Genomic DNA, 20,794 nt, shown 5'->3' with positions numbered 1-20,794 from the left:
ACCTGGTTATTGCAGGCCGCAATTGCGCGGCCTGTTCCCACTGTGCCTTCCGAACTTAACCGAGGAACTCGCAGTTTTCTTCAATGTAAGATTTAATTCTCAGCGCGACTTCTTCTGTTTTGGAGTATGTGTCCTCGCCATGAAACAGCACCAAAATATGACCCAATGAAATGACGACATGCGTATCGCCACCGTTGCGATCGCTCCAGATTGCTTTACCTTTTTCGATTTTCTTCTGAGCGGTTTTGCGCTCGTGCCAGTATTCTTGTGGGCCGGACCAACCGTCACGCGCAGAAATTGTGAATGAGACATAGGGATTGTCCGAGTCGCGCCCATCAAAAACCTTGGAGTCCGGGATTGGATTTCCGGCTTCGGCAAGCTGCGCCTTAATGTCGTCACTCATGGCGTCCATTGGATGGGTGAGTTGCGCGCCGACAAGATCCAACTCTGCATAATGCCAGAGAATACGACTACCATCCTTTTGTTTTTCCCACTGTTCTTCCGTGAGGGTGCATTCCTGGACAGATAGTTCCGTGTAAAATCTGGATCCATCATGTTCGGCGATAATTCTGGTCGTGGTATTGTCAGCAGCCATCGCTGACATGGTTGGAACCACCAAGGCCAAAAGCGTCGAAGTAAGTCTCATATGATGTTCTCTAAATTGCAGGGGTCGATCAACGCTCTGTTTATTCGCGCATATTGCAATACTCACGTTAAATGACGGCGTTTTCGTTGGCTGGTCCCGTTCTGTTGCACCTGTGCCCGGTTGATTGCGCGTCACTTCCCCGGCCTTGACGCCCCTGTATCTGACCGCGGCGACCGAACCCGCAGAACCGGTGTATTGGCCGAGGCGTTCGACCGGCTCTCGCGCCAGACCACGAACACGCCCGATGCGATGATGATGCTGGCCCCGACAGCGACCCAGCCGTCCGGGTGCTCGCCAAAGAAGATCATGCCGAACAGCGTGGCCCAGATGATCTGGCTGTATTGGCTGGGGGCCACGACCCCTGCAGGGGCCGCACGATAGGCAAGGATGATCAGATGTTGCGCGATCACCGAGAACACGCCGACCAGCGCCATCATTGCCAGATGCAGCAGCGAGGGCGGTTGATAGACCGCGGGTTGCATCAGGCTCATCACCACAATGGCCAGCAGCATCGGGTAGAGGATCAGCACGGCTGAGCGTTCCTCGTTGCCGATCTTGCGCACGAGGACCGAGCCGAAGGCGCTGCAGAACGCCGCTGTCAGTGCTGCGAGGTGGCCCAGCGTGATCTCGGTGGTTCCGGGGCGCAGAACGATCAGCACCCCGATCAGGCCAACGCCGACAGCGGCCCAGCGTTGGGCGCGCACGATCTCTCCCAACAACGGGATCGACAGGACGGTGACGATCAGGGGGAAGGAAAACAGCAGCGAATAAACCTCGGCCAGCGGCAGGACAGAGAACGCGTAGAAGGCGCAGACCATGGACGTGACCACCAGGGCCGATCGCAGCAGCACCAGCCACGGATGGCGCGGCAGGAAATTCCCGGTCGTGCGGTCGGTCAGGATCGTGACCGCCATCGGCACAAAGGAAAACAGCGTGGCGAAAAAGATGATCTGCATCACCGAATAGGTGCCGCCCAACACCTTGATCAGCGCGTCATGACTGGCAAAGACGGCAAAGCCTGCAAACGCATAGCCAAGCCCCCGGAGGGTGTTGTTCTGAGTGCTCATGGATTGGCCTCGGGTGATGTCGGTGTGGTGGCGCTATGCCGTCGCAGCGCAAAGGGGCTGTCTTGCCCCTGAGTAAACCCAATTCGACAGCCCGCATAGCCCCTAATTTATCGCTAACATCGCATGGCCGCCATGTTGTGAGATCAACGCAGGATTGGCGGGGCGTCCTTGGGTTGGCGCGCCGATTGTACACCGGCCCTCATCCCCACCCCGATCCGCCGGGCCAGAGCGACCCACGGGGTGGCGGTTTCCGGGGGCAGGGTCTGGGTGGCGACCTCTTCGAACAGGTCCAGCCAATGGGCGAACATTTCGGGTTTCACGTCGGGCCGTTCGGCATGGACCCGCTGCGGGTTGCCGTCATAGCTGCGTTCAAACAGGATCGCATTGCGCCAGAAGGCCGCGATCTTGCCCTCATGCGCGGGCCAGTTGGTGACGTGGTTGTTGAAGACCGGTCCCAGCACGGCGTCCGCGCGCACGCGAGCGTAAAAGGCGCGGACCTGTGCGTTGATCTGGTCCGGTGTTGCGGGAAAGCGCGGCGGCAGGGTGGGGCGGGTCATGTGTGGTCCGTTTTCGACTCTGTTCTAGGCGGATATCCGGTTCAGGTGTCACGCAACAGGTGTGGTTTTGTCGCGCGGCTCGGGTGTCAGCAGATGCCGGATCAGGGCCACCGGATGCGCCTTCAGGCTGAGGCGGGTGGCGACATAATCCTCGACCACCTGTTCGCCCAAGGTCATCTGCGGCAGATAGGCCTCGGGCTCATCCAGCGCCTCGCCCTCCAGATCCTGCGAGAACAGGGGCAGCGGTTTCGCGGTGGCAATCGCCTTGGCCTGCCACAACGCCTCGCGCCGGGTCAGGTCGCAGGCGGCAAAGGCATCGGCCTCGGCCAGCCGTTCGATCACCGACGGGCCCAACCCGGCACGACGCCAGACATCGTCGACCTGATGGTAGCCATTGCCGCGCGCGGCGGTCAGCCAGCTGGCATCTTCCTCGCTGAGGCCCTTGATCTGGCGGAACCCCAGCCGCAGGGCCAGCCCACCATGGCCGTCGGGCTCCATCACGTTGTCCCAGAAGCTGGCATTGATGCAGACCGGGCGTATCTGAACCCCGTGTTCGCGGGCATCGCGCACGATCTGGGCGGGGGCATAGAACCCCATCGGCTGCGAGTTCAGCAGCGCACAGGCAAAGATGCCGGGATGGTGGCATTTGATCCAGGCCGAGGCATAGACCAGCAGCGCAAAGCTGGCCGCGTGGCTTTCGGGGAAACCGTAAGAGCCGAAGCCTTCGATCTGCGAGAAGCAGCGTTCGGCAAAGTCGTCCGCATAGCCGTTGCGCTTCATCCCACGCAGGAACAACGCGCGGAATTCGCTGACATTGCCATGTTTCTTGAAGGTCGCCAGCGATCGGCGCAGCCGGTCGGCCTGTTCGGGGGTGAAGCCCGCGCCAACAATGGCGATCTGCATCGCCTGTTCCTGAAACAGCGGCACGCCCAGCGTTTTACCCAGCACCTCGCCCAGTTCGTCCGAGGGAAAGCTGACCTCTTCTTCGCCATTGCGGCGGCGGATATAGGGGTGGACCATGTCGCCCTGAATGGGGCCGGGGCGGATAATGGCGACCTCGATCACCAGGTCATAGAAATTGCGCGGTCGCATCCGGGGCAGAAAGTTCATCTGTGCACGTGATTCCACCTGAAACACCCCAACAGAGTCTGCTTTGCAGAGCATGTCATAAACCGCCGGGTCCTCGGGCGGCAGGGTGGCCAGCGTATAGCTGGTCTGGTGGTGCTGACCGATCAGATCGAATGCCTTGCGGATGCAGGTGAGCATCCCGAGACTGAGGACATCGACCTTGAGGATGCCCAGACTGTCGATATCATCCTTGTCCCAGCAGATGACCGTGCGGTCCTCCATGGTGGCGTTTTCGATGGGCACAAGTTCATCCAGACGCCCTTCGGTGATGATGAAGCCGCCGACATGCTGGGACAGGTGGCGGGGGAAGCCGCTGATCTCATAAACCAGCATTAGGGTCTGTTTCAGGCGCCGATCCTCGGGGTCGAGGCCAATCTCGCGCATGCGTTGGGCTTCGAGCCCGGCAGCCGAGAAGAACCCCCACAGCTGCGAAGACAGCGCTGAGATGGTGTCCTCGGTCAGGCCCATGGCGCGGCCGACCTCGCGGATGGCGCGCTTGCCGCGATAGTGGATCACGGTGGCACACAGGCCCGCGCGGTGGCGGCCATAGCGGTCATAGATGTGCTGGATGACCTCTTCACGCCGTTCATGCTCGAAATCCACATCGATATCGGGCGGCTCATCGCGGGCTTCCGAGACGAAGCGTTCGAAGACCATCGTGCCCATCTCGGGGCTGACCTCAGTGATGCCGAGGCAAAAGCAGACCACCGAATTGGCGGCCGAGCCGCGCCCCTGGCAGAGGATACCGCGCGAGCGGGCGAAGCTGACGATGTCGCGGACGGTCAGGAAATAGGGTTCGTATTTGAGCTTGCCGATCAGGGTGAGTTCATGGGCGAGCATCTTTTTTGCCTTCTCGGACGCGCCCGCCGGATAGCGCCATTTCAGCCCCTCATGCGCCAGACGGTGCAGGCGTTCGGTCGGGGTTTCCTGCTCGCTGCCCTCGCTGGGATATTCATAGCGCAGTTCATCAAGCGAAAAAATGAGCTGTTCGCTGAGCTCATGCGCGCGGGCAACGGCGCCCTCATGGCCTTTGAAGATGCGCAGCATTTCAGGTTCCGAACGCAGGCGCTGTTCGCCATTGGCCAGTGCCTCACGGCCCAGATCATCCACCTTGCGGCGCAGGCGGATGGCGGTCACCACATCTGCCAGTTTGCGGCGGGCGCCGTGATGCATCATCGGCGTGGCACTGGCGAGGGTGAGGATGCCGAGCTGCTGTGATTCAGTCTCTAACGCAGAGAAATATGCGCTATCTGCGCCATCATACCGGGGGTGCATCAGCAGGTGCATCCGCCCGGCAAAGCGGCGCGTCAGCTGTTGTGCCTGTGTCCGCCATGCGCCCGCGCCGCCCGGAGACCGGGCCGTTTGTGGCCAGAGCAGCAGGTGGAGACCGTCAGAGAACTCCAACAGGTCGGACAGGTGCAGGATGCAGTCGCCCTTTTCGGCGCGCAGGCGGCCCTTGGACAGGATGCGGCACAGGTTGGCCCAGCCCTGCCGGTTCAGGGGCAGGGCGGTGACGGTGGGCGCGTCGGTGAAGATCAGCCGCGCCGCCGGGATCAGGCGCGGCACCGCGTGGATGGGGTACGAGGGCGGTTTCGGGATATGATCGGGGCAGGGTGGGCCGATCGCGGTATTCTGCGTCTCCCACTCCAGCCGCTCCCGGACCTTGCGGGCGATCTCGCGTCCTTGGGTATGGGCGCGCACGATCCCGGCAACCGAGTTGTCATCGGCAATCGCAATGGCGGGCAGGCCCAGAGTGACGGCACGCTCCATATACTCCTCGGGGTGCGAGGCCCCGGTGAGGAAAGTGAAGTTCGATGTGATCGACAGCTCGGCATACATGGCGATTCCACATTATATTCACGTTTTGTTCTTTTTCGAGTCCTTTGCGCAGGAAACGGGTCGCTTGGGGTGTTCCAGATGCGCATGGTTGGAAAAAAGGAGGTCCGATATGTTCAAAATCACCGCATTGCCAACCGACGAGGTGCGCGCCCTTCAGGCCGGTCATCCGGATGCTTATGGTGCCGCACCAGAGCGGGCCGTTTCCACGGGGCTAGGCAATCCCTGCCGTCATTGCCTGCAAAACATCCCCGAGGGCGAAGCGATGCTGATTTTGGCCCATCGCCCCTTTTTAGAGACACATCCTTATGCCGAAACCGGCCCGATCTTTCTGTGTGCCGCCCCGTGTGAGCGGTACGAGGACGAAGAGATGCCCGAAATTTTGACCTCCTCGCCCGACTACCTGATCAAAGGCTATGGGCAGGATGACAGAATTGTTTATGGCACCGGAGCGATCACACCTACGGACCAGATTGGCGCGAAAGTCAGAGATATCTTTACCCGTTCGGACGTGGCTTATATCCACGTCCGCTCAGCCCGGAACAATTGCTATCAGGCGCGAATCGACCGCGCCTAGAGCTTGACCCGGTGCATCCCCCGGCGCGGCTGATCGTGATCCTCCGCCGGGGTGTCATCCGCACGGGCAGAGGTGAGGGCGAGAAACACATCCTCTAGGTCAGCCTCTTCGGTGCGGACGTCGCGGATACGGATGTTGGCAGCGCGGACGGATTCCAGCACCTGTTCGGCGCTGGTCTGGGCGCTGCGGTATTGCAGAACCAGGCTGCCATCGTCGCGCAGGGTGGCTTCGACGCCCTCAGCTACCGGCAGATCGGTGACCGGGCTGTCCGGGGCGATCACCATGGTCCGGCTGTCCATGCGGCCGAGCAGGTTGGCGGTGCTGTCCTGTGCGATCTTTTCGCCGTGATTGATGATGGCGATCTCGTCGCACATCTCCTGTGCTTCTTCCAGGTAATGGGTGGTCAGGATGATGGTCATGCCCTGCTCGTTCAGCTTGCGCACATTGGTCCAGAGCATCTGGCGCAGCTCGATATCCACGCCCGCGGTGGGTTCGTCCAGCACCAGAATCTTGGGGTGATGTACCAGCGCCTTGGCCAGCAGCAGACGCCGCCGCATGCCGCCGGACAGGGTGCGGGCATAGGCCTCGGCCTTGTCGCTGAGGCCGACCAGTTCCAGAATATCATCGCTGCGGCGCTGCGCCTTGGGTACGCCATACAGCCCGGCCTGAACCTCCAACGCGCCACGTGGGGTAAAAAACGGGTCCAGGTTCAGCTCTTGCGGCATCACGCCGATTGCAGCGCGGGACTGGCGTGGGTTCTGGTCCTGATCGAAGCCCCAGATCGACACCTTGCCCGCAGATTTCACCACCAGCCCGGCCAGAATGTTGATCAGCGTCGATTTTCCGGCCCCGTTCGGCCCCAGCAGGCCAAACACCGAGCCACGCGGCACCGTCAGGTCAATGCCCTTCAGCGCGTGTTTTTCAGGCTGGCCCTTGCTGCCGCGATAGGTCTTGCGCAGCCCGTCGATCCTGATTGCCGCATCACGCATGTGACCCTTGCCCCCGGTTTGCTCATCGCTCATAAACGCACCTATTACATGCCCGCGAGGCCGACAACCGAAGAAGGATCGCAAGCCGTGACAATCGAAGCGCCGGAAACCAAGATCGTGGAAACCGCCCGTGTTGCCTGTGATGGCGGCGAAGGCGCATTGGGCCATCCGCGCGTCTGGCTGCAAATCCCCGAGGATAGTGGCTGGGTCGAGTGCCCCTATTGCGATTGCAAATACGCCCTGAAAGGCGCCGAACAGGGCTGATTGTCCGTCAGGTGCCGGGTTTGGCAAAGGTCCGACACAGCGCACCCGCGTCGACATCGCCATATCTGGTGATCAGGAACTGATCCACATTGGCGCCGGACCACACGTGGAATGACTCACCATTGCTGAGCTGCCCCAGGCCCCTGGCAGTGCCTGTCTCCGGGTGCTGATAGGTAAAGAATGCGTTTCCCGTCAGACCGTTGTCACATTCAAGCGTGGCTTCTCCGAACCCGAGACGACCCTGGGCGCGCCACTCGCCGTGGCAACTGAACTCTGCGCTTGTGCGTCCGGCGTAAGTGCCCGTGCTCCAACCGATCGCGCGACCGGTGAAGTAAATCCCGCTGTCGCCCAAACAGGCCAGAATCGGTACGCAATTGGCCGATGTGCCTTGATGCGCCAAGCAATCTGCGGGCAATTTCGGGCCAGCATGCGCGGCGGTGGCGACAAGAGCGATTGCGGTTACAGGCGCGATGGCCGATAAAACGTGCAGACTGAACATGACCACGATCTTATGAGGCGCACCAGCATGAGCAAGAGCGAATTCGGAAAAGGGTGTCACCTGCATCTGATCGACGGATCGGCCTTTATTTTCAGGGCCTATCACGCGCTGCCACCATTGACGCGCAAGTCGGACGGGCTGCCGATCGGGGCGGTTTCGGGGTTCTGCAACATGCTGCAGAAATATGTCGAGGGCAACGCCGGGCCGGATGCGCCGACCCACGTGGCGGTAATTTTCGACAAGGGCTCGCACACGTTCCGCAACGATCTCTATGATCTCTACAAGGCCAACCGCGAGGCGATGCCCGAGGATCTGCGCCCGCAAATGCCCCTGACCCGTGAGGCGACGCGCGCCTTCAACATCGCCTGCAAAGAGCTTGAGGGTTACGAGGCCGACGACATCATTGCCACCCTCGCCGTGCAGGCGCGTGAGGCTGGGGGCCGTGTGACCATCGTCAGCTCCGACAAGGACCTGATGCAGCTAGTCGGCGGCGGCGTTGAAATGCTGGATGCGATGAAGAACAAGCGCATCGACCGGGATGGCGTGCTCGAGAAATTCGGCGTTGGCCCCGAACGGGTGGTCGATGTGCAGGCGCTGGCCGGGGATTCGGTGGACAACGTGCCGGGGGCTCCGGGGATCGGGGTCAAGACAGCGGCCCTGCTGATCAACGAATATGGCGATCTGGAAACGCTGCTGGACAATGCCGAGAAGATCAAACAGCCCAAGCGGCGCCAGACCCTGATCGAAAAGCGCGAGCAGATCGAGCTGTCGAAGAAGCTGGTGCAGTTGGATGAGCAGACGCCGCTGGACTTCACCCTGGATGATCTGGAGGTGAAGGACCCGGATCCCGACACCCTCTTGGGCTTTTTGGCGGATATGGAGTTCCGCACCCTGACCAAGCGCATCGCTGACAAGCTGGGGGCCGAGGCTCCGGTGATTGCTGATGCACCTGCCCCTGTTGCCGAGGTCGAAGAGGCCGAAGCGCTGCCATTCGATGCGTCGAAATATGAATGCGTCCGCGATGCCGGTGCGCTGCAGAAATGGATTGATCAGACCTATGAGCGCGGCTGGGTGGCCGTTGACACCGAAACCACTGGCCTCAATGAGATGATCGCCGATCTGGTGGGGATTTCGCTGTGTGTTGAGGCCGGGGAAGCCTGTTACATCCCGTTGACCCACCGCGATGGAGCGGCGGATGACCTGTTCGGCTCGGATGCGCTGGCCGAGGGGCAGATGCCAGTGGATGAGGCTCTAACGCTGCTGAAACCGATGCTCGAGGACCCGTCGATCCTGAAGATCGGGCAGAACATGAAATATGACGCCAAGATATTTAAGCGCTACGGTGTTGATGTGGCTCCGATCGATGACACGATGCTGATGTCCTATGCCATGCATGGCGGTGAGCACGGGCATGGCATGGATACGCTGTCCGAGCGGTATCTGAGCCACACGCCGATCCCGATCAAACCGTTGCTGGGCTCGGGCAAATCGGCGATCACCTTCGACAAGGTTCCGATTGATGAAGCCACGGCTTACGCCGCCGAGGATGCGGATATCACCCTGCGCCTGTGGAAGCTGTTCAAGCCGCAACTGCATCAGGTGCAGGTGACGACGGTCTATGAAACGCTCGAACGCCCGCTGATCCCGGTTCTGGCCGAGATGGAGATGCATGGCATCAAGGTCGACCGCGATGTGCTGAGCCGTATGTCGAACGCGTTTGCGCAGAAAATGGCCGGGTTAGAGGCTGAGATCCACGAACTTGCCGGTGAGAACTTCAACGTCGGCTCACCCGCACAGCTGGGGGAAATCCTGTTCGACAAGATGGGGCTTGAGGGCGGCAAGAAGGGCAAGACCGGGAAATACTCGACCGGCGCAGATATTCTTGAGGACTTGGCGACCGAGCATGAACTGCCGCGCCGGGTGCTGGACTGGCGACAGCTGTCCAAACTGAAATCGACCTACACTGACGCGCTGCAGACCCATATCAATCCGGATACGGGACGGGTGCATACGTCTTATTCGATTACGGGGGCCAATACGGGGCGTCTGGCCTCGACCGATCCGAACCTGCAGAACATTCCGGTGCGCACCGAAGAGGGGCGGCGCATTCGCGAGGCGTTCATTGCCGAGCCGGGCAATGTGATGGTCAGCCTTGACTATAGCCAGATCGAGTTGCGGATTTTGGCGCATATCGCCGATATTCCGGCGCTGAAACAGGCCTTTGCCGATGGGCTGGACATTCACGCCATGACCGCGTCCGAGATGTTCGATGTGCCGCTGGACGAGATGACGCCGGATATCCGCCGTCAGGCCAAGGCGATCAACTTTGGTGTGATCTACGGCATCTCGGGCTTTGGTCTGGCGCGCAACCTGCGCATCCCGCGGGCCGAGGCGCAGGGCTTTATCGACCGCTATTTCGAACGGTTCCCGGGTATTCGGCGCTATATGGATGACACGGTCGCCTTCGCCAAAGAGCATGGCTATGTGCAGACGCTGTTCGGTCGCAAAATCCACACGCCCGAGATCAATGCCAAGGGGCCGCATGCTGGCTTCTCGCGCCGGGCGGCAATCAACGCGCCGATTCAGGGCACTGCGGCGGATGTGATCCGGCGCGCGATGGTGCGGATGCCGGATGCGATCAACGGGTTGCCTGCAAAGATGCTGCTGCAGGTGCATGACGAATTGCTGTTCGAAGTGGCCGAAGGTGCCGTGGATCAGGTGATTGACGTGGCGCGCGACGTCATGGAAGGCGCCTCTGATCCTGCCGTAAAGCTGGATGTGAAGCTGAGCGTGGATGCCGGGCAGGGTGCCAACTGGGCCGAGGCGCACTAGGGCGCGCTGCTCATCAGGCCCAACGGGCCCTCTTCGCAGCGGGTCAGTCCTGTGGACTGACCATGCGGTTCACCAGCCGTTGTACGGAAGGGCCAAACAGCAGGATGACGGTGAAGGCGATGGGCCAGCTGAAGGCCCAGGACGCCATCCAGTCGCTGACGGTGTTGGGCCCAAGTCCAATGGCTTTCACGGTCGCGATGCCGGTCACGATGCAGGACATGAGACCGGACATGATCAGGCTGAACAAGGCACGGGTGTAACGGGCAGAAATCATTTTAGGCATCCTGATGGTCGAGATGTTCCTGATGTGCTGCATTTTCCGTCAAAAGGCCAGAGCTAGACCTGCATCCAACCAAGACTGTCGGGGGTTCGAGGTGTTGAGGGTGTGTATTCGGCGCTGACCCAGCCGGAATAGCCCGCCGCATCCATGGCGGTGAACAGACGAGCGAAATCTGTTGGCCCAAGGCCCGGTTCGCTGCGATCCGGGGCGGCACCGATCTGGGCGTGGGCGACCCGAGGGTGAAAGCGATCCCAGACCGCTTGTGCATCGCCGTGGATCATATGGGCGTGGAAGCTGTCAAATTGCAGGCCAATATTGGGGCGGTCTACCCGGTCCAGCACCTGCGCCGCCAGTTCGTAGTCGTTCAGGAAGTAACCGGGCTGCGACACCGGGTTGAGCGGCTCGATCGTGAATAGCTGTTGCGGGGCGAAATCTGCGGCCCATTGCAGGTTGCGCACAAAGCTCTCCTGCGCATCCGGCCCAGAGGCATAGCCTGACATGATGTGGATCAGCCCCGGCCTCAGGATATCGGCATAGCGCAGCACGTGGCGGATATCGGATTGAAACCGCGCCTCACCACCCGGAATGGCGGCATAGCCGGGCTCAGCCCCGGTGTAATTCGGCGGCGGCGCGTTGATCAGCACCAATTCCAAGCCGTTGGCCAGCAACGCGCGGCGGGTTTCCTTGGCGGCCAGCTCATAGGGGAACAGGATCTCGACCGCCTTGAACCCGGCCTCGGCTGCCGCCTGAAACCGTTCGAGATAGGGAAGCTCGGGAAAGAGCAAGGAGATATTGGCGGCGAATTTGGGCATGGGCGGTCTCGGTCAGTTTCTGCGCGGAGATTAGCGGTGAGACGTTTTCAGCGAAAGAGGATCAAAAACGACAGATTGTCGAAAATCGGCCAGAACGCCCCGCGCAAATCAGGGACGTTCCGAATAATACGGCGAATCATTTCAACGGCGCCGTGCCAACAGAAGGTATGAACCCCATGGCAATGAGCCCTGACCCCGCGCGCGGGAACACTCTCTCTGTGTCCGGTGGCGGCAATTCAGCTTTGTCCGGCAATGGTTTGGCCGTTGCTTCGATGCTGACATGGGCGGCCGGGTTCCCGGCGGCTGAGGTTTTGCTGCAGAGCTGGCCTCCGGTCGCGTTGCTTGCCGCACGGCTGGCGGTGGCGGTGGCGGTCATGCTGCCGATCTGGTTCCTGATCGATGGGTCGGACCGTGTGTCGCGGGCGCGCTGGGGGCATGCGTTGTTTGTCGGCGGAATGCTGGGTGCGGGTATGTTCCTGCTCATACTGGCGCAAAAGATGACCGATCCGGTGACTGTAGCGATCATCGCTTCATGTGCGCCGTTGTTTGCGACACTGATTGAGCTGGCGACGGGAACGCGGCGGTTGCGGTGGAACTTTGCCCTGGGCGTGATTGTTTCGATCATTGGCGGCGTGATCGCCACCAGCGCTGTGGCGCCGGCGCAACTGGGGCTGGGGGCGGCCTGCGCCATCGCGTCCACCGGCTTGTTCTGCTGGGCCTGTATGGCGACCGCACGCGATTTTCCCGAACTCAGTCAGACCGGGCGCAGCACCATTACTTTTACGGGCGCGCTGGTTTCGGCGCTGCTGCTGTTCTTCGTTGCCGGGCAAATGGGGATGGAGGTCATGCCGACCGCACCGATCGATGGTCAGCAGGTCGGTATGTTGGGGATCTACGCGTTGGTGGCGATGGGGGTGAGTCAGGTTCTGTTCATCTCGTCCGTGGGGCGGCTGGGCGTGGCGCTGGCCTCGTTCCACATCAACATCGCGCCGTTTTACGTGATGCTCATCATGCTGGTGCTGGGGGAAGAGTGGAACTGGACCCGCGCACTGGGCGCGGGGATCGTGGCGATGGCGGTTGTGCTGGCGCAGGACCGGAAGGTCGCGAGCTTCGCTTAACCCGGCAGGTCGTCGGATTTGATCAGGGGGAAAAACTGCCCGCCGGACCAGACACCGAACCAGTCGCCGCTGTGTTCGGCGATGTCCACGAGGCGATAGAAGCTTTTGCGGTCAATCCGCGCCTCAAGGTTCGCGCGAACCAATATATAGGGTGATGGCTCATCTGTTTCGGGATCGATGACAATGCGGATCGGATGGTCCGGCCCGGCCACCGCCGTGTCGCCGACATGGGTGGCGAAACTCAGGTTTTGTGCCTCACCTTCGCCCTGAATGTCGAAATCGACGGCCACAAAGGGGGCATCCTCGACCGTGATTCCCACCTTTTCGACCGGAGTCACCAGAAAGTATTTCCCATCTTCTTTCTTAAGAATTGAAGAAAAAAGCTTCACAAGCTCGAACCGGTTGATGGGCGAGCCTAAATAACTCCAAGAGCCATCTTTTGCGATCCGGATGTCCAGATCGCCGCAAAACGGAGGATTCCACAGGTGAACGGGGGGCAATCCCTTGGTTTTGGCTGCTTTGACTGATGCGGCCAGGCCATCAGGTGAAGGTGTCACAGGTTTTTGTCCGCTCATTGCTTTTGCCATTTCCTCTCAGCGCGATACACTTCAATCATAATAGTCCACGGAAGGGAAAGTCATGACCGAACCTGCCGACCTCGTGTCCGAGATCGAAGCGCTGGAAATCAAGCTGCAAGAGGCCAAATCCTCGATCACCCGCCGCTTTATCGGGCAGGAAAGGGTCGTGGATCTGACCCTGACTGCGCTGTTGTGCGGTGGTCACGCTTTGTTGATCGGTTTGCCAGGTCTGGGCAAGACACGGCTGGTTGAGACGCTTTCGACCGTGATGGGCCTGCATGGCAACCGTATCCAGTTCACGCCCGACCTGATGCCTGCCGATATTCTGGGGTCCGAGGTTCTGGACACCGCCGATGACGGCAGCCGCCATTTCCGGTTCATCTCCGGCCCGATCTTCTGTCAGTTGCTGATGGCAGATGAGATCAACCGCGCCAGCCCGCGGACTCAGTCGGCGCTGTTGCAGGCGATGCAGGAACGCACCGTGACCGTGGCGGGTGAGGACCGCTCGCTGGGTGAGCCGTTCCACGTGCTGGCCACGCAGAACCCGATTGAGCAAGAGGGCACCTATCCGCTGCCCGAAGCGCAGCTGGACCGTTTTCTGGTGCAGATCGACGTGGACTACCCGGATCGTCAGACCGAGCGCGATATCCTGTTGGCGACCACGGGCGTCGAAGAAGAAAACGCGCACGAGATTTTCACCAAAGAGGAATTGTTGGCCGCACAGGTCTTGCTGCGCCGGATGCCGGTGGGGGATTCGGTTGTGGAACTGATCCTCGATCTGGTCCGCGCCTTCCGTCCTGAAGAGGCAGGCGTGTCCGAACGGGTGGCCGAAACCGTCGCCTGGGGCCCCGGTCCCCGCGCTGCGCAGGCGCTGATGATGACGGTGCGGGCACGGGCGATGCTGCAAGGACGGCTGGCCCCCAATGCCGAGGACGTGCTGGACATGGCGCGCCCGGTGCTCAGCCACCGGATGGCGCTGAACTTCGCGGCGCGGGCACGGGGTGACAGTCTGGCCGATCTGATCGACGCGACCGCGGCCGGCCTGATCCGCACCGAGGCTGCGGCGTGAATGCCGCGCTGACCCTTCGCGAAAGATCCGAGGCCGAGGCGTCCCGGCTGCCGCCCCTTTTGGCGCGGGCCGAACATCTAGCCGGAACGGTGCTGCTGGGGGATCACGGGCGCAGACGTTCGGGCCTTGGCGATGATTTCTGGCAATACCGCCCGGCGCAGATCGGCGATAGCCGCCGGATGATCGACCACAGGCGTTCGGCCCGCGGGGATCAGCAGTTTGTACGCGAACGCGAATGGCAGATTGCGCAGTCGGTGATGCTGTGGGTCGATCAGGGCGCGTCGATGCAGTTTGCGTCGGACAAGTCTCTGCCCACCAAGGCTGACCGCGCGCGGCTGCTGGGCCTGTCCACAGCCATCCTGCTGGTGCGTGGTGGCGAGCGGGTCGGCCTGACCGGCACCACTTTGCCGCCTCGGCGCGGCAATGCGCAGGTCATCCGTCTGGCGCAGGCCTGGTCCGAGGATTCCGACACCGACTATACCCCGCCTGAACACCGCGCCATGATCCCGCACGCCCGTGCCGTGTTCATTTCCGATTTCCTTGGCCCCTTGGATGAGGTCGAACTGGCCTTGACCAAAGCCGCCGACCGGGGCGTGCGGGGCGTGCTGCTGCAAGTTCTCGATCCGGGCGAAGAGACCTTTCCCTATCGCGGTCGGACGATCTTTGAAAGCGTTGGCGGCTCGGTCCGGCATGAAACCCTCAAGGCCGGGGATTTGCGCGACCGCTATTTGGAACGCCTCGCCAAACGCAAAGATGCGCTGACGCAGCTGTGTCGCGCGACCGGTTGGCAGCTGGGCCTGCACCATACCGGTGACAGTGCGCAAGCGGCTCTGTTGTGGCTTTATCGGGCCTTGGACGGGGGAACGCGATGACGGTTCTGGCGGGCATCGGCTTTACCGCCCCATGGGTGCTGCTGGGTCTGCTGACCCTGCCGATCCTGTGGCTGATCCTGCGCGCGGTGCCGCCTGCCCCGATCCGCCGCCTGTTCCCGGCGGTGACGCTGCTGCTGGGGCTGAAGGATGACGAAAGCGTCTCGGACCGCACCCCGTGGTGGTTGATGTTGCTGCGGATGTTGGCGGCGGCAGCGATCATCATCGGGCTGGCCGGTCCGGTCCTGAACCCCTCGCGGGATGAAACCGGGACGGGGCCGCTCTTGCTGGTTCTGGATGCCAGCTGGGCGGGGGCGACGCGGTGGTCGTCGACGCTGGATCAGATCGACGTGCAACTGTCCGAGGCCGGGCGGGCGGGGCGCACCGTGGCCATCCTGCGCCTGACCGAACCCGAAACGCCGGTGTTTCAGGCGGCTGAGGCATGGCGCGGTCGGCTGCCGGGCCTAACGCCAACTCCGTGGCAGCCCACCGAAACGCAGATTGATCAGGCGCTGGCTGCGCTGGATCAACTGGACGGAGGGTTTGATACCCATTGGTTCAGTGACCGTGTGGCCTATGGCGGCCATGACCGGATTCTGGCGGCGGTACAGGCGCGGGGTGCGGTGACGGTGTATCAATCCAAGGCACCTGTGGTTGCGATCCTGCCTGCCGCCTATCAGGACGGTGTGATCCAGTTGACCGCCCAACGCGCGGTGCCGGGGCCAGCCGACCGTATCACGGTGCTGGCGCAGGGCCGCGATCCGGCCGGTGCGATGCGTGTTCTGCAATCGGCCGAGATGGAATTCCCCGGCGGAGAAACCCTGGCGCAGGTGAATCTGGCCCTGCCATCCGAACTGCGCGCCCGGATCACCCGGTTCGAGATCCAAGGCCAGCGTTCGGCCGGTGCGGTGACGCTGACTGATGACAGCTTGCGTCGGCGCGAGGTCGCCCTGATCGCCGGAGCCCTGAACCGCGAGGGGCTGGAGCTGCTCTCGCCGTTGCATTACCTGACGCAGGTTCTGAAACCGACGGCGGATTTTGTCGAAGGCGGGTTGCTCGAGGTTCTGCCCGCCAACCCGGATGTGATCGTTCTGGCCGATGTGGCGAAACTGTCCGATGGTGAACAGGCCGCTCTGGTCGAGTGGGTGGAACAGGGTGGGTTGCTGCTGCGTTTTGCCGGGCCGCGCATGGCCGCCAGTGATATGGGCCGAGACGCCGAGGACACCCTGCTGCCCGTCCGCCTGCGCAGCGGTGGCCGCTCGGTCGGCGGCGCGATGAGCTGGGGCGAGGCCAAGGGGCTGGCACCTTTCCCGGAAAACTCGCCTTTCTACGGTTTGCAGGTGCCCGACGATGTCACGGTCACCACGCAGGTCATGGCGCAACCAGACCCTAATCTGGCAGATCGTGTCATTGCGTCGCTGTCGGACGGCACGCCTCTGGTCACGCGCAAGGCGCTGGGCTTGGGGCAGGTGGTGCTGTTCCACGTGACCGCGGATGCGGAATGGTCCAGCCTGCCGCTGTCTGGCCTGTTCGTTGAAATGTTGGATCGTCTGGCCGTGGCTTCGGCGGCCAAATCCCGGCAGGAGGCTCAACTGCAGGGCACCACGTGGGAGCCGATACAGGTCATGGACGGGTTCGGCACCTTGTCGGATGCAGGTAACCTTGGCGGGGTGGAAGGGACCGAATTGCTCGCGGGCGCAATCGGCCCGGACTTGCAGCCTGGTCTGTATGAAAGCGGCAAGCAGAAGCTGGCGTTGAATGTCCTGTCAGAGGATACGGTGCTGAACCCGCTGACCTGGCCCTCGGATGTGCCGATCAAGGGGCAGGAGGTGACCAATGAGAAGCCCATCGGGGGTATGCTGCTCAGCCTTGCGCTGCTGCTGCTGACCGTGGACGTGATTGCCTCGCTGGCCTTGTCAGGCCGCCTTGGTCTGGCCAAAGCGGCGGCGGTTGCGCTGGGTGCGGTGCTGCTGGTGCCCGACGTGCAGGCGCAGACGCCGGAAGAGACCGAGTTTGCCCTGAACGCCACGCAGGAACTGGTGCTCGCCCATGTGCTGACCGGCAACGCGCAGGTCGACGACGTGGCACGCGCGGGGATGCGCGGCCTGTCGCAAACGCTGTTCTATCGGACTTCGGTGGAGCCGATCGAACCCATCGGGGTCGATCTGGAACGCGATGAGCTGGCGTTTTTCCCGCTGCTTTATTGGCCAATCACACCGGACCAGCCGCAGCCCTCGGTCGAGGCCTATGCCAAGCTCAACGCCTATCTGCGCTCGGGCGGAATGATTCTGTTCGACACGCGGGATGCGGATGTGGCGCGGTTCGGTGCCGCCAGCCCAAACGGGCGCAAGTTGCAGCAACTGGCCGGGCCGCTGAATATCCCCTCGTTAGAGCCTGTTCCGCGTGATCACGTGCTAACGCGTGCGTTCTATCTGCTTCAGGACTTCCCGGGCCGCTATGCGGGCACCGAGGTCTGGGTCGAGGCCGCGCCGCTGGATGCGGAACAGATCGAAGGGATGCCGTTTCGCAATCTCAACGACAACGTGACCCCGGTGGTGATTGGCGGTAACGACTGGGCTTCGGCCTGGGCGGTGGATCGCAACGGTCAGGCGCTGCTGCCGGTGGGGCGCGGTTACGCGGGCGAGCGTCAGCGCGAGCTGGCCAATCGCTTTGGTGTCAATTTGGTGATGCATGTGCTGACCGGGAACTATAAATCCGATCAGGTTCACGTGCCTGCGCTATTGGACAGGTTGGGACAATGACCGGAACCGTCATATTCGATCCGCTGATCCCGTGGCCCGTTCTGGCCGCTGTTGCCGCGATTGCGATTGCTGGCGTTCTTTTGGCCTTGTGGCGCGGTCTGTCCGGCTGGGCCTTGCGCGGGTTGGCGGCTTTGGTTGTGATCGCCGCGCTGGCGGGGCCGGTTTATCAGGTCGAAGACCGCGCACCGCTGACCGACATCGTGCTGATGATCGAGGATGAAAGCGCCAGCCAGACGCTCTCGGACCGGGCCGAGCAGACTGCGCAGGCGGCTGAGGATCTGGCTGCCGAGATCGACTCCCGCGACAACACCGAATTGCGCCGGATCAAGGTGGGTGACGGCAACGGTGACGAAGGTACGCAGGTCATGGCCGCGCTGAACGAGGCGCTGGCCGAGGAACCGCGCGCCCGGATCGCGGGTATTCTGGTGGTGTCGGACGGCATCGTGCATGACGTCGATCAGGCGCCTGAGTTGCCCGCGCCGCTGCACCTGCTGCAGACCGGGCGCGACAGCGACTGGGACCGCCGCCTGATTGTTCGCAACGCCCCCGCCTTTGCCATCATCGGTGAACCCGTGACCCTGACCCTGCGGATCGAGGACAGCGGGGCCGCGCCTGCGGGCGCTGCGACGGCGCCGCTTGAGCTGTCGGTCGATGGGGCCGAGCCCGAGCGGTTGAACATCCCCATCGGCATTGATGTTGAACTGCCGATCACGCTGCCCCATGGCGGCCGCAATGTCATCCAATTCACCGTGCCGCAGGCCGAAGGCGAACTGACCGACCGCAACAACACCGCGCTGATCCAGATGAACGGCGTGCGCGACCGGTTGCGGGTGCTGCTGGTCTCGGGCGAGCCGCACCCCGGCGGGCGGACCTGGCGCAACCTGCTGAAATCCGACAGCTCGGTCGATCTGGTGCATTTCACCATCCTGCGCCCGCCCGAGAAACAGGACGGTGTACCGGTGGACGAACTCTCGCTGATCGCCTTCCCGACGCGCGAGCTGTTTCTGGAAAAGATCAACGATTTCGACCTGATCATCTTTGACCGCTACAAGCGACGCGGCATCCTGCCTGCGATCTATCTGGACAACGTCACCAACTATATCAACGAAGGCGGCGCGGTGCTGATTGCCGCCGGGCCGGATTTCGCCAGCGCCGACAGTATCTTCCGCTCACCTCTGGCGCCCATCCTGCCGGCGCAGCCCACGGCGCGGGTGATCGAAGAACGCTTTGTGCCCATGGTCACCGATCTGGGCCATCGCCATCCGGTGACGACCAATCTGGGCGATTCCGAGGATTGGGGCGCGTGGCTGCGTCAGATCGACGTGAACCACCGCACTGGCGAGCTGTTGATGACCGGCGTGGATGAACGCCCGCTGCTGGTGTTGGACCGTGTGGGCGAAGGGCGCGTGGCGCTGCTGGCCTCGGACCACGCCTGGCTGTGGAGCCGGGGGTTCGAGGGCGGCGGCCCGCAGCTGGAACTGCTGCGTCGTCTGGCCCATTGGATGATGAAAGAGCCCGAGCTGGAGGAAGAAGCCCTGTGGGCCGAGGCCAACGGGCAGGTCATGCGCATCATCCGCCAGACGCTGGAAGATGAGGTCGGGCCTGTGACCATCACTCTTCCCAATGGCGAAACGCTTGAGATCACGCTGGACGAAGTGTCTCCGGGCCGGTTCGAGGCGCTGTATTATGGCCCCGAGATCGGCCTTTATCGCCTGCAGGAAGGCGAACAGATGGCGGTGATCGGTCTCGGTCCCGCCGCGCCGAAGGAGTTCGAACGCACCATTGCCACCAGTGAGGTTCTGGAACCTGTGCTGGACGAGCTGCGCGGCGGTGCGATGCGGTTGGAGGACGGGTTGCCGTCAATCCGCAATGTCCGCGCCGGGCGTCCGGCCTCGGGTCGCGGTTGGATCGGCCTGACCCCGCGCAACGCCTATGAGACGCGCGACGTCACACAGGCCGGTTTGCTGCCACCGTGGCTGGTCCTGGTCCTGGCCGGAGGGTTCCTTCTGGCTGGCTGGCTGCGCGAGGGGCGGCGCTGATTATTCGAACACCACGCTGACCGATGGGTCACCGGGCAATCCGGTATAGGTGGCCGTTGCCCCACCCTTGCCCTTGGCAGGCGGCACAAGCGGCCCGAAGGACCCGACCGAGATCAGGTCGCCGGGTTGGAACTCGATCCCTTTGGATATCAGCCACAAGGCGGCATTCGCCGGGTGCCCGAGAACCGCCGCGCCAGGGGCCTGCGCCAGAACCTCTCCATCCGCGGCGCTGAGCGTAACGGTCATGTCTGCCAGCGCCTGCGTCATCGCGTCAGAATCAGAAACGGGGATTTCAGAGCCTAACACGCCCAGTTTCGGTGCAACCGCGATGGCGGTCAGGGTTACAGGGGTGATCGGTTCGCCCTCGGCCAAGGTCAGATCAGGCACTTCGATGAAAGGGCGGATGGCCGAGATATTCTGCATGACCTCGGCGGGTGTCGTGGCCTGATTGATGCCCGTATCCCCGACGACCAGAACCAGATCGGCCTCGAACACCGGACGGGCGCCCCATGTGATCGGCGCCGTTGCCCCGTCCTCCAGCATCATATCGCGGAACAGGACACCCTGAACCGGCTCGGAGGCGCCGAACCGTTCTTGCGCAGGGGCGCTGGTCAGGCCTGCCTTGTAGCCGATGACCGGCCCCATATGTGGCTCTAACGCAGACACAATCTTGGTCTGGGTGCACAACGCGTCCTCGATGCTGCCCGCCGCAGACAGGGCGGGCGTGGGCGTGTTGGCCAGATAGTCCTGCACGTATTGATCCACCTGCGCATCCGTGGCGCAATCGGCCTGCGCCGATGCGATTGAGGCAAGAAAACAAAGTACCGATGTGGCGAGAGTAAAGCGCATGGCGGACCTCCGGTTTTCGAAAC

Annotated in this window: 18 protein-coding genes; 8 read left to right on the top strand and 10 right to left on the bottom strand. The window is 62.3% G+C overall.

The annotated features are described in order from the left end of the window. Positions 1 to 55: 55 nt before the first annotated feature. From GOX88_RS11220 to GOX88_RS11205, 4 genes are all read right to left on the bottom strand, one after another. Complete coding sequence (locus GOX88_RS11220) at positions 56 to 781, bottom strand: hypothetical protein (RefSeq protein WP_170401331.1); 726 nt, start codon at positions 779 to 781, stop codon at positions 56 to 58. After that, on the bottom strand, positions 778 to 1,713 hold the full coding sequence (locus GOX88_RS11215) for a DMT family transporter (protein ID WP_170401329.1): 936 nt from the start codon (positions 1,711 to 1,713) through the stop codon (positions 778 to 780). The genes GOX88_RS11220 and GOX88_RS11215 overlap by 4 nt, the downstream gene beginning before the upstream one ends. A 143-nt stretch (positions 1,714 to 1,856) precedes the next feature. Beyond that, a complete protein-coding gene (locus GOX88_RS11210; RefSeq protein ID WP_170401327.1) occupies positions 1,857 to 2,270 on the bottom strand; it encodes a group III truncated hemoglobin in 414 nt (137 codons plus the stop codon). A 48-nt stretch (positions 2,271 to 2,318) separates the two neighbouring features. Next, complete coding sequence (locus tag GOX88_RS11205; RefSeq protein WP_170401325.1) at positions 2,319 to 5,237, bottom strand: error-prone DNA polymerase; 2,919 nt, start codon at positions 5,235 to 5,237, stop codon at positions 2,319 to 2,321. Positions 5,238 to 5,346: 109 nt separating this feature from the next. Here GOX88_RS11205 and GOX88_RS11200 point away from each other — a divergent pair, with 109 nt between their 5' ends. Continuing rightward, entirely contained in the window at positions 5,347 to 5,811 is a 465-nt protein-coding gene (locus GOX88_RS11200; protein ID WP_170401324.1) for a DUF1203 domain-containing protein, read from the top strand. Here the strand turns inward: GOX88_RS11200 and GOX88_RS11195 are convergent. Continuing rightward, a complete protein-coding gene (locus GOX88_RS11195; RefSeq protein WP_170401510.1) occupies positions 5,808 to 6,800 on the bottom strand; it encodes an ABC transporter ATP-binding protein in 993 nt (330 codons plus the stop codon). The genes GOX88_RS11200 and GOX88_RS11195 overlap by 4 nt on opposite strands. Positions 6,801 to 6,887: 87 nt before the next feature. Between GOX88_RS11195 and GOX88_RS11190 the strand changes: the two genes are divergently transcribed. Continuing rightward, positions 6,888 to 7,064 (top strand): zinc-finger domain-containing protein, encoded by a 177-nt coding sequence (locus tag GOX88_RS11190; protein ID WP_170401323.1) that lies wholly within the window; start codon positions 6,888 to 6,890, stop codon positions 7,062 to 7,064. Between the two features lie 7 nt (positions 7,065 to 7,071). On the opposite strand, the gene GOX88_RS11185 is transcribed toward GOX88_RS11190, so the two are convergent. Then, complete coding sequence (locus tag GOX88_RS11185) at positions 7,072 to 7,563, bottom strand: hypothetical protein (RefSeq protein WP_170401321.1); 492 nt, start codon at positions 7,561 to 7,563, stop codon at positions 7,072 to 7,074. Positions 7,564 to 7,590: 27 nt separating this feature from the next. On the opposite strand from GOX88_RS11185, the gene polA reads away from it, so the two are divergent. Then, the gene (gene polA, locus GOX88_RS11180; protein ID WP_170401319.1) at positions 7,591 to 10,395 is read left to right on the top strand and encodes a DNA polymerase I; all 2,805 of its coding nucleotides are present in this window, start codon (positions 7,591 to 7,593) and stop codon (positions 10,393 to 10,395) included. A 43-nt stretch (positions 10,396 to 10,438) separates the two neighbouring features. Here the strand turns inward: polA and GOX88_RS11175 are convergent, their stop codons facing one another. Beyond that, entirely contained in the window at positions 10,439 to 10,669 is a 231-nt protein-coding gene (locus GOX88_RS11175; protein ID WP_170401317.1) for a DUF2798 domain-containing protein, read from the bottom strand. 62 nt (positions 10,670 to 10,731) lie between these two features. Beyond that, positions 10,732 to 11,487, bottom strand: coding sequence for a hydroxypyruvate isomerase family protein (locus tag GOX88_RS11170; protein ID WP_170401315.1), 756 nt, complete (start codon positions 11,485 to 11,487; stop codon positions 10,732 to 10,734). A gap of 182 nt (positions 11,488 to 11,669) precedes the next feature. Between GOX88_RS11170 and GOX88_RS11165 the strand changes: the two genes are divergently transcribed. Further along, positions 11,670 to 12,605, top strand: coding sequence for a DMT family transporter (locus tag GOX88_RS11165; RefSeq protein WP_170401313.1), 936 nt, complete (start codon positions 11,670 to 11,672; stop codon positions 12,603 to 12,605). Here the strand turns inward: GOX88_RS11165 and GOX88_RS11160 are convergent. Further along, positions 12,602 to 13,180, bottom strand: a complete 579-nt coding sequence (locus GOX88_RS11160) for a DUF1285 domain-containing protein (protein WP_170401311.1) — start codon at positions 13,178 to 13,180, stop codon at positions 12,602 to 12,604. The two genes, GOX88_RS11165 and GOX88_RS11160, sit on opposite strands and share 4 nt — an antisense overlap. A gap of 64 nt (positions 13,181 to 13,244) precedes the next feature. Between GOX88_RS11160 and GOX88_RS11155 the strand changes: the two genes are divergently transcribed. Genes GOX88_RS11155 through GOX88_RS11140 form a run of 4 tightly spaced genes read left to right on the top strand, consistent with a single transcriptional unit; the run spans position 13,245 to position 19,922 of the window. Beyond that, positions 13,245 to 14,252 carry an AAA family ATPase gene (locus GOX88_RS11155; RefSeq protein ID WP_170401309.1) on the top strand — a complete coding sequence of 336 codons (1,008 nt, stop codon included), beginning with the start codon at positions 13,245 to 13,247 and terminating at the stop codon, positions 14,250 to 14,252. Then, positions 14,249 to 15,124: a DUF58 domain-containing protein gene (locus GOX88_RS11150; RefSeq protein WP_170401307.1), complete on the top strand. Its 876-nt coding sequence runs from the start codon at positions 14,249 to 14,251 to the stop codon at positions 15,122 to 15,124. The genes GOX88_RS11155 and GOX88_RS11150 overlap by 4 nt, the downstream gene beginning before the upstream one ends. Next, on the top strand, positions 15,121 to 17,883 hold the full coding sequence (locus GOX88_RS11145; RefSeq protein ID WP_170401305.1) for a DUF4159 domain-containing protein: 2,763 nt from the start codon (positions 15,121 to 15,123) through the stop codon (positions 17,881 to 17,883). The genes GOX88_RS11150 and GOX88_RS11145 overlap by 4 nt, the downstream gene beginning before the upstream one ends. Then, a complete protein-coding gene (locus GOX88_RS11140; protein WP_170401303.1) occupies positions 17,880 to 19,922 on the top strand; it encodes a hypothetical protein in 2,043 nt (680 codons plus the stop codon). The genes GOX88_RS11145 and GOX88_RS11140 overlap by 4 nt, the downstream gene beginning before the upstream one ends. Here the strand turns inward: GOX88_RS11140 and GOX88_RS11135 are convergent, their stop codons facing one another. Further along, complete coding sequence (locus GOX88_RS11135; protein WP_170401301.1) at positions 19,923 to 20,771, bottom strand: 2-keto-4-pentenoate hydratase; 849 nt, start codon at positions 20,769 to 20,771, stop codon at positions 19,923 to 19,925. Positions 20,772 to 20,794 lie beyond the last annotated feature (23 nt).

Source organism: Ruegeria arenilitoris (assembly GCF_013030985.1).
Taxonomy (GTDB): Bacteria; Pseudomonadota; Alphaproteobacteria; order Rhodobacterales; family Rhodobacteraceae; genus Ruegeria; species Ruegeria arenilitoris_B.
This window is presented reverse-complemented; position numbering and strand designations above follow the sequence as displayed.

Bases quoted from the DNA above. Each gene is read 5' to 3' on its own strand.
- GOX88_RS11175 (WP_170401317.1), bottom strand. From the start codon at position 10,669: ATGATTTCTGCCCGTTACACCCGTGCCTTGTTCAGCCTGATCATGTCC.
- GOX88_RS11170 (WP_170401315.1), bottom strand. From the start codon at position 11,487: ATGCCCAAATTCGCCGCCAATATCTCCTTGCTCTTTCCCGAGCTTCCC.
- GOX88_RS11210 (WP_170401327.1), bottom strand. From the start codon at position 2,270: ATGACCCGCCCCACCCTGCCGCCGCGCTTTCCCGCAACACCGGACCAG.
- GOX88_RS11195 (WP_170401510.1), bottom strand. From the start codon at position 6,800: ATGCGTGATGCGGCAATCAGGATCGACGGGCTGCGCAAGACCTATCGC.
- GOX88_RS11160 (WP_170401311.1), bottom strand. From the start codon at position 13,180: ATGAGCGGACAAAAACCTGTGACACCTTCACCTGATGGCCTGGCCGCA.
- polA (WP_170401319.1), top strand. From the start codon at position 7,591: ATGAGCAAGAGCGAATTCGGAAAAGGGTGTCACCTGCATCTGATCGAC.
- GOX88_RS11215 (WP_170401329.1), bottom strand. From the start codon at position 1,713: ATGAGCACTCAGAACAACACCCTCCGGGGGCTTGGCTATGCGTTTGCA.
- GOX88_RS11200 (WP_170401324.1), top strand. From the start codon at position 5,347: ATGTTCAAAATCACCGCATTGCCAACCGACGAGGTGCGCGCCCTTCAG.
- GOX88_RS11135 (WP_170401301.1), bottom strand. From the start codon at position 20,771: ATGCGCTTTACTCTCGCCACATCGGTACTTTGTTTTCTTGCCTCAATC.
- GOX88_RS11205 (WP_170401325.1), bottom strand. From the start codon at position 5,237: ATGTATGCCGAGCTGTCGATCACATCGAACTTCACTTTCCTCACCGGG.
- GOX88_RS11185 (WP_170401321.1), bottom strand. From the start codon at position 7,563: ATGTTCAGTCTGCACGTTTTATCGGCCATCGCGCCTGTAACCGCAATC.
- GOX88_RS11165 (WP_170401313.1), top strand. From the start codon at position 11,670: ATGAGCCCTGACCCCGCGCGCGGGAACACTCTCTCTGTGTCCGGTGGC.
- GOX88_RS11140 (WP_170401303.1), top strand. From the start codon at position 17,880: ATGACCGGAACCGTCATATTCGATCCGCTGATCCCGTGGCCCGTTCTG.
- GOX88_RS11155 (WP_170401309.1), top strand. From the start codon at position 13,245: ATGACCGAACCTGCCGACCTCGTGTCCGAGATCGAAGCGCTGGAAATC.
- GOX88_RS11145 (WP_170401305.1), top strand. From the start codon at position 15,121: ATGACGGTTCTGGCGGGCATCGGCTTTACCGCCCCATGGGTGCTGCTG.